The sequence below is a fragment of the Gemmatimonadaceae bacterium genome (assembly GCA_035533755.1).
Lineage (GTDB): Bacteria > Gemmatimonadota > Gemmatimonadetes > Gemmatimonadales > Gemmatimonadaceae > JAGWRI01.
In genome coordinates, this window is record DATLTC010000069.1 from 1 (window position 1) to 6,951 (window position 6,951).

A 6,951-nucleotide genomic window follows, 5' to 3' on the forward strand; every position below is an offset into this window, starting at 1 on the left:
GCGGCTCTGGAGCAGGGCGAGTTGGGTGGCCAGTTCCACGTCCTGATCACCACCGAGGAGGCCGGGCACGAGTTGAGAGAGGTTCACCTTGCCTTGCAGGCTGTTGCCGGTCCCGGGAAACTCGCGGATGAGCAGGAGCGCGCGGCCGGGGAACGACGGGGGCCAGAAGAGCAGCACGCCGCCCGCGACCGCAAGGCCGCACGCCGCGCCGGCGGCCACCCGGCGCCAGCGGCGCACGACGAGCCGCGCGGCGTCGCCGAGGTCGAAGACGATGGGGGTTCCGTCGTCGGTCATTTGTGGAAGATCGTGATCATCAGCGAGGCGACGATGCCCAGGCCGGAGATCACCGAGAAGATGTTGCGCTTGATCCAGGGGTCGCGCTCGACGATGATCACGTCGCCCGAGCGGATCACGGCGGCGTCGTCGGCGCGGGTGCGCCAGTGGTCGAGCTTCACGCGCCCGGAGTCGCGCATGAGGACGATCGGGTCCACCTGGCCGATGTCGTCGATGCCGCCGGCGCGCGAGATGGCGTCGCGCACGGTGGAGTAGGTGTCCAGATAGAGCACATTGGGGCTGCGGACCTCGCCCACGACGCTCACCCGCCGGAGGGGGGTGACTTCGACGGACACGGGGTTCAACAGCGCCGAATAGGCCTTGCGCACGGAGTCGCCGATGGCGGGCGCCGGCACGCCGGTAAGCGACAGGGGCCCGAGCCTGGGGAGCATGATGGAACCGTTATCGCCGACCACCGCGGAATCCATGACGGTGGTGTCGGCCCAGATCCTGAGCAGCACGCGGTCGCCGGGCTGGAGGGGCAGGGCCCGGGGGCCGGGGGCCTGTCCAAACGCGGACGCGGCCGCCATGATTGTGACGGCGAGCACCGACGACGCGAGTCTTGATAGAGACTTCATATTGCGGTGGTGATGATCCTACTGCTGATAAATGAGCGTGGCAAGGCTGTCGCGATGCCGCAGCGGCCCGTAGATTTGGCTCGCCAACCCACTTGCAACCAAGAACGCGGATGCGAGACAGCAAGACAATTCCGAAGGGACAAGCGGCGCCGGCGCCGGCCGCCCCCGGCGCGCGTGCGCGCCGGGTGGTGGTGATCGGCTCGGCCGGCGACCTGCCGCGAGCGCTGGCCCACCCCGCGGTGCTGGCGGGGCGCATGGTGGTGGCCGCGGCCGTGGCCGTGGAAGTGGACGACGACGAGCAAGCGGCGGCGGTCGGCCACCTCGCCGCGGCGCTCCAGCAGCACAACGCCGAAACGATCTTGATCGCGGGGCCGGTGGGAAACCGGGCCATGCGGCACGTGGCCGACCTGGCGCTGATGCACGGGTGCGAGCTGCTGGCCGTGATGCCCACGGAGGTGCCGGCGGGGCACGACCCGGTGGTGGTGTGGAGCGGCGACAGTCCGCTGGTGCGGTTGGCGCCCACGATCAGGGGATTCTGGCAGGCGGCCATGAAGCGAACCGTGGACCTCGCGGGCGCGGGTGTGGGGATGGTGGTGCTGGCGCCGGTGATGGGGGTGCTGTGCGCGCTCATCCGGATGGAGAGCGCGGGGTCGCCCATCTTCGCGCACGAGCGGGTGGGGTACAAGGGACGGCGGTTCCGGTGCTACAAGCTGCGCACCATGCGGGCCAGCGCCGAGGACGAGCTCAAGACCGATCCGGCGATGTACGAGGACTACCGGCGGAACCACTTCAAGATTCCCGACGGCCGCGATCCGCGCACCACGCGAGTGGGGCGTTTTCTGCGGCGCACGAGCCTGGACGAGCTGCCGCAGTTGTGGAACGTGTTCGTGGGGCAGATGTCGCTGGTGGGGCCGCGGCCGGTGGTGCCCGACGAGCTGGGGGTGTACGGCGAGTCGGCGGAGCTGCTGCTCTCGGTGCGGCCGGGGATCACGGGGGCGTGGGCGGTGAATGGGCGGCACGACGTGGGGTATCCCGACCGGTGCCGCATCGAACTCGGGTACGTGCGCGGCTATTCGCTGCGCACCGATCTGCACATACTTTCAAGAACGCTACAGGCGGTGGTTCGGCCTGGCGGGGAACTGCCGGATTGATGATGACGCGACGTTCGAAGATCGTGCTGGTGATGGCGGCGGCGATGGCGTGGGCGGGAATGCCGCGGGCGGCGCGGGCGCAGCAGATCCCCACGCCGGCGCAGGCGCAGCAGGCGCTGGCCGATCCGGCGGTGGTGGCGCAGCTACGGCAGCAACTGCTGAACAGCGGGCTCAGCGCCGACCAGGTACGCAGCCGGCTCACCGCCATGGGGTATCCGGCGAGCATGCTCGACGCGGTGCTGCCCGGGGGAGGGGCCGACTCGACGTTCGCGCTCACCCCCGACGTGTACGCGGCGGTCAAGCAGTTGGGGGTGATGGACACCACGGCGCTGGATTCGCTGCGGCTGGTGGGGCAGCGGCGGCAGCAGACGCGGGCGCGGAGCGACTCGGCGCTGCTCGATTCGATAGCCCGGGCGCTGCGCACGGACACGGCCGCGGCCGGCTCGCTGCGGGCGCTGCTGGCGGCGCGCGCGGCCGACAGCGCGGTGGTGGACAGCGGGTTCACCCTGTTCGGGCTCAACATGTTCTCGCGGGCCACGTCGCAGTTCGACCCCAACCAGAACGGGCCGGTGAGCGACGACTACCAGGTGGGCCCGGGCGACCGGCTGGTGCTCACGCTCACGGGGGACGTGCAGGCCGCGTACGCGCTCACGGTGACGCGCGAGGGGTGGATCGTGATCCCCAACGTGGGTCAGATCCCGGTGGCCAATCTGACGATGACGCAGTTGAACAATCTGCTGTTCGCGCGGCTGTCGCGGTCGTATTCGGGCATCAAGCGCACCGATCCCACCACCCATTTCACGGTGAGCGTGGCGGGGCTCGGCACGCGGCAGGTGTACGTGACGGGCGACGTGAAGCAGCCGGGGGCGTACCAGGTGTCGAATCTGGGGACGATGCTCACGGCGCTGTACGCGGCCGGCGGCCCCACCGACAACGGGAGCATGCGCGGCGTGCAGCTCGTGCGCGGCGGCAAGCCCGTGGACACGCTCGACGTATACGACTATCTGCTGGCGGGGAACGCGGCCAAGGACGTGCGGCTGCAGAGCGGGGACATCGTGTTCGTGCCGGTGCGCGGGGGGCGGGTGCGGATCGCGGGTGGGGTGATGCGCCCCGCTACGTATGAACTGAAGCCGAGCGAGACGCTCGCCGATGCGCTGAGAATGGCGGGGGGCTTCCGGGCCACGGCCGACCGGCGGAGCATCGTGATCGAGCGGGTGGTGCCGCCCGCCGAGCGTACGGCGAGCGGCAAGGACCGGACCATGATCCAGGTGACCAGTCCGCTGCTGTCCAGCGGGCTGGGGCCGGCGGTGGCGCTGCAGCCCGGGGACATCGTGCGGGTGGGCGAGATCGCCAAGCGGGTGGCGGACCGGATCTCCGTGTCGGGGAACGTCTGGCAGCCGGGCGATCTCGCGTTCACCCCAGGGATGCGGCTGTCGCAGGCGCTGCGGGCGGCAGGCGGGCTCAAGCCCGACAGCTATCTGGGGCAGGTGAGCGTGCTCAGGCTCATGCCCGACAGCACGCGGCGGGTGGTGCAGGCATCGCTGAAGGACACGCTGGGCACGCCGGCGCAGGACATCCTGCTACGGGACGGCGATTCCATCCAGGTGTATTCCCTCACCGAGTTCCGGCCCAAGCGGTTCATCAGCATCGACGGGGCGGTGACCAAGAGTGGGCGGTTCCCGTATCACGACGGCATGACATTGCGCGACGCGGTGCTGTTGGCCGGCGGGCTGCAGGACGGGGCGCTGCTCACCGACGCGGAGATCGCGCACCTGCCGGAAGACCGGGCCAACGGGGTGACGGCGGTGACCCAGCGGGTGCCGCTCGATTCCACCTATCTGTTCGAGCGCACGGCGGACGGGCGGTATCTGGGCCCGCCGGGCATCGCGGCGCCTGCGGCCACGGCGCCCGAGGTGCCGCTCCAGCCGTACGACAACGTGCTGATCATGCGGCAGCCGGGGTGGGCGCTGCAGCGCACGGTGGCGGTGGAGGGGGAGGTGAGGTATCCCGGCGTGTACGCGTTGCAGACCAAGGACGAGCGGCTGGCCGACGTGATCGAGCGCGCCGGCGGGCTGACCAACAGTGCATACGCCGGCGGGATGGTGCTGGTGCGCCACAACGGGGTGGGGCGGATCGGGGTGGACTTGCCCAACGCGCTGGCCAGGCCATCGAGCCGGGACAACCTGCCCCTGGTGGACGGAGATTCGATAAACGTTCCGACGTATTCGGGGATCGTCTCGGTGCGCGGGGCGGTAAACTCACCGGTTGCCGTGACGTACGTGCGTGGGGCGGATCTGGACTACTACGTACGCGCGGCGGGCGGGGGTACGGCGATGGCGGATGCCGGGCACGCCTTTGTCACCCAGGCGAACGGGAAGATCGAGAGCAAGAACTCGCACCTCTGGATCTTTCGCTCGACCCCCACCCCGGGCCCCGGAAGCACCGTGTTCGTGCCTACAAAGGAACCGGGGAGCGGATTCCAGTTCGCACAGGTGATCAGCGTGACCACGTCGGTGCTCGGAACGCTGGTCGCGATGGCGGCGCTGCTGCGAAAGTAGCGCGTTTCTTCCCACACGCACCGCTCCGGCGACTGCTCCAGTTCGCCGGGTCCCCCATCCGGTCGTTCAGCGCGTGTCCAGCACCTCGCGCACCTTGCGGCCCAGCGCCTCGCCGGTGAAAGGCTTCTGCACGAGCACGATGCCCTCGTCCAGCATGCCGTGCAGGATCGTGACGTCGCTGGTGTAGCCCGACGTGAACAGCACTTTCAGCTCGGGCCGCAGGGCGCGGGCCCGCGCGGCCACGACGCCCCCGTTCAGTCGTCCAGCCAGCACGACGTCCGTCAACAGCAGTTGCACGCGCTCCTCGCCGGCTTCGAGAATCGCCAGGGCCTCTTCGCCGCTCGCCGTGCTCACCACACGATACCCCTGCGCCTGAAGCATGCGGACCGTCAGGCGGCGCACCGCCTCCTCGTCTTCCAGAACAAGAATGCCCTCATGGCCACCGATCGGCGCCGGGGCGCGACGCACGGCCGGTGCCGCCACGTCGTGCGCCCGCGGGAGCAGCACCTTCATGGTCGTACCGACTCCCTCTTCACTGTAGACCACGATCAGGCCGCCCGCCTGTTTCACGATCCCATAGCACGTGGCCAGGCCCAGCCCGGTCCCCTTCTCGCGATCCTTGGTCGTGAAGAACGGTTCGAACAGCCGCGACTTGGTCTCCTCGCTCATCCCCGTTCCCGAATCGCTCACCGCGAGCATCACATATTCGCCAGGCGCAACGTCGCCATGCTGCTGCCGATACTCCGCGTCGAGATCCACGTTGGCCGTCTCGATCGTGATCCGCCCCCCATCGTTCATGGCATCGCGAGAATTCACCACCAGATTCATCAGCACCTGTTCCAGCTGCCCGCGGTCCACGTTGACGAGACCGAGCTCCGGCGCCGGCCGCGTGGCGAGGTCGATGTTCTCGCCGATGAGCCGGCGCAGCATCTTGTCCATCTCCACGACCAGCGCATTGATGTTGAACACCGACGGCTCCACGATCTGTTGCCGCGAGAACGCGAGCAACTGCCGCGTGAGCCCCGCGGCGCGCTGCCCCGCCGCGCGGATCTGCTCGAGGGACCCGCGCCCCGGATCATCGGCCGCCATTCCTTCCAGCGCGAATTCGGCTTCGCCAAGCACCACCGTGAGCAGATTGTTGAAGTCATGCGCGACCCCGCCCGCGAGACGCCCCACCGACTCCATCTTCTGGGCCTGGCGGAACTGCTCTTCCAGCCGGCGCGATTCCGTGATGTCGCGGGCAATGCCATCCAGCCGCACCACGCGCTCCGCGTCGTCGCGCACCGGAACCACGGTCGTGTGCAGCCACTTGGTGCCCCCCAGGCGATGCACCCAACGACATTCACAGGTCACCCGTTCACCGGCCTGGGCGCGCTGGAACGCCGCCGCCACCTGCGCCACGTCGTTGGGATGCACCAGCCGCATGGCGAACGCCGGATCGCGCATGAACTGGTCGGGCTCGTAGCCGGTGATCTCGGTGCACGCCGGTGAGAAGTAGTACACGCTGGTGAGGTCGGCCTTCACGCTGAACAGCACGTCGGGCACGGAGCGCAACACGCTCTCGAGCCGCGCTTCCAGCGTTTCGGCGTAGCGGGCCAGCTCCGCCCGCGCCACCATCAATTCCTCCTCCCGCTGACGCAGCGCCTGGTTCTGCCGCACGGCGTCTTCGAAGGTGGAGATCAACAGATCCAGAATCTGTTCGCGATCGGACGTGATGTTGAACGTCTGCCCCATGAAGTAGATGTCGATCCCCATATGGAGCTTGCGCTGGGCCCGCGCTTCCCGCGTGCGGAGCAGCACCTGGAGCCGCTCCACGAGATGGTCGGGATCGTACGGCTTGGTGAGAAAGTTGTCGGCGCCCGACGCCAGGCCGTGGATGATGTCCATCGGGGAGGCGAGGCTGGTGAGCAGCATCACCGGCGTATGGCGCCCCCCGGGGCTCTGCTTGATGCGGCGGCAGAGGGCGTAGCCGTCCACCGTGCCCGGCATCATCACGTCGCTGATCACCACGTGACAGCGTTCGGGGTCGAATTGCGCGAGCGCCTTCTCCCCGCTCTCGGCCAGTTCCACCTCGTAGCCGGCGGATTCCAGCACGGCGCGGATCGCCTCGGCCTGTGTGCGACTGTCCTCAACGACGAGGATGTGCGCGACCATCGCTCTCCCCTGTTTCCGTGGTGAGTTGCATGAGGCGAGCCCCGATCTCGTCCACCGACAGCACGGCGTCCACCATGCCGCTCTTTGCCGCCTGGCCCGGCATGCCAAAGACCACCGACGACGCCTCATCCTGCGCCAGGACGAGTCCGCCCGCGGCCTTCACGGCCCGCAAGCCCT

The 6,951-nt window shown here is 69.0% G+C and carries 6 protein-coding genes; 2 read left to right on the forward strand and 4 right to left on the reverse strand.

Annotation, left to right across the window (positions count from 1 at the left end; all coding sequences use genetic code 11):
• A partial coding sequence (locus VNE60_10995) for a hypothetical protein (protein HVB32042.1) occupies positions 1-294 on the reverse strand: 294 nt, incomplete at its 3' end.
• Positions 291-881 carry a polysaccharide biosynthesis/export family protein gene (locus tag VNE60_11000; protein ID HVB32043.1) on the reverse strand — a complete coding sequence of 197 codons (591 nt, stop codon included), beginning with the start codon at positions 879-881 and terminating at the stop codon, positions 291-293. The genes VNE60_11000 and VNE60_10995, both read right to left, overlap by 4 nt.
• A gap of 221 nt (positions 882-1,102) precedes the next feature.
• On the opposite strand from VNE60_11000, the gene VNE60_11005 reads away from it, so the two are divergent.
• Positions 1,103-2,062: a sugar transferase gene (locus VNE60_11005; protein HVB32044.1), complete on the forward strand. Its 960-nt coding sequence runs from the start codon at positions 1,103-1,105 to the stop codon at positions 2,060-2,062.
• On the forward strand, positions 2,062-4,620 hold the full coding sequence (locus VNE60_11010; protein ID HVB32045.1) for an SLBB domain-containing protein: 2,559 nt from the start codon (positions 2,062-2,064) through the stop codon (positions 4,618-4,620). The genes VNE60_11005 and VNE60_11010 overlap by 1 nt, the downstream gene beginning before the upstream one ends.
• Before the next feature lie 66 nt (positions 4,621-4,686).
• On the opposite strand, the gene VNE60_11015 is transcribed toward VNE60_11010, so the two are convergent.
• Both VNE60_11015 and VNE60_11020 read right to left on the reverse strand, forming a co-directional pair.
• Positions 4,687-6,774 (reverse strand): response regulator, encoded by a 2,088-nt coding sequence (locus tag VNE60_11015; protein ID HVB32046.1) that lies wholly within the window; start codon positions 6,772-6,774, stop codon positions 4,687-4,689.
• On the reverse strand, positions 6,749-6,951 hold a 203-nt coding region (locus tag VNE60_11020; GenBank protein HVB32047.1), incomplete at its 5' end, for a chemotaxis protein CheB. The genes VNE60_11015 and VNE60_11020, both read right to left, overlap by 26 nt.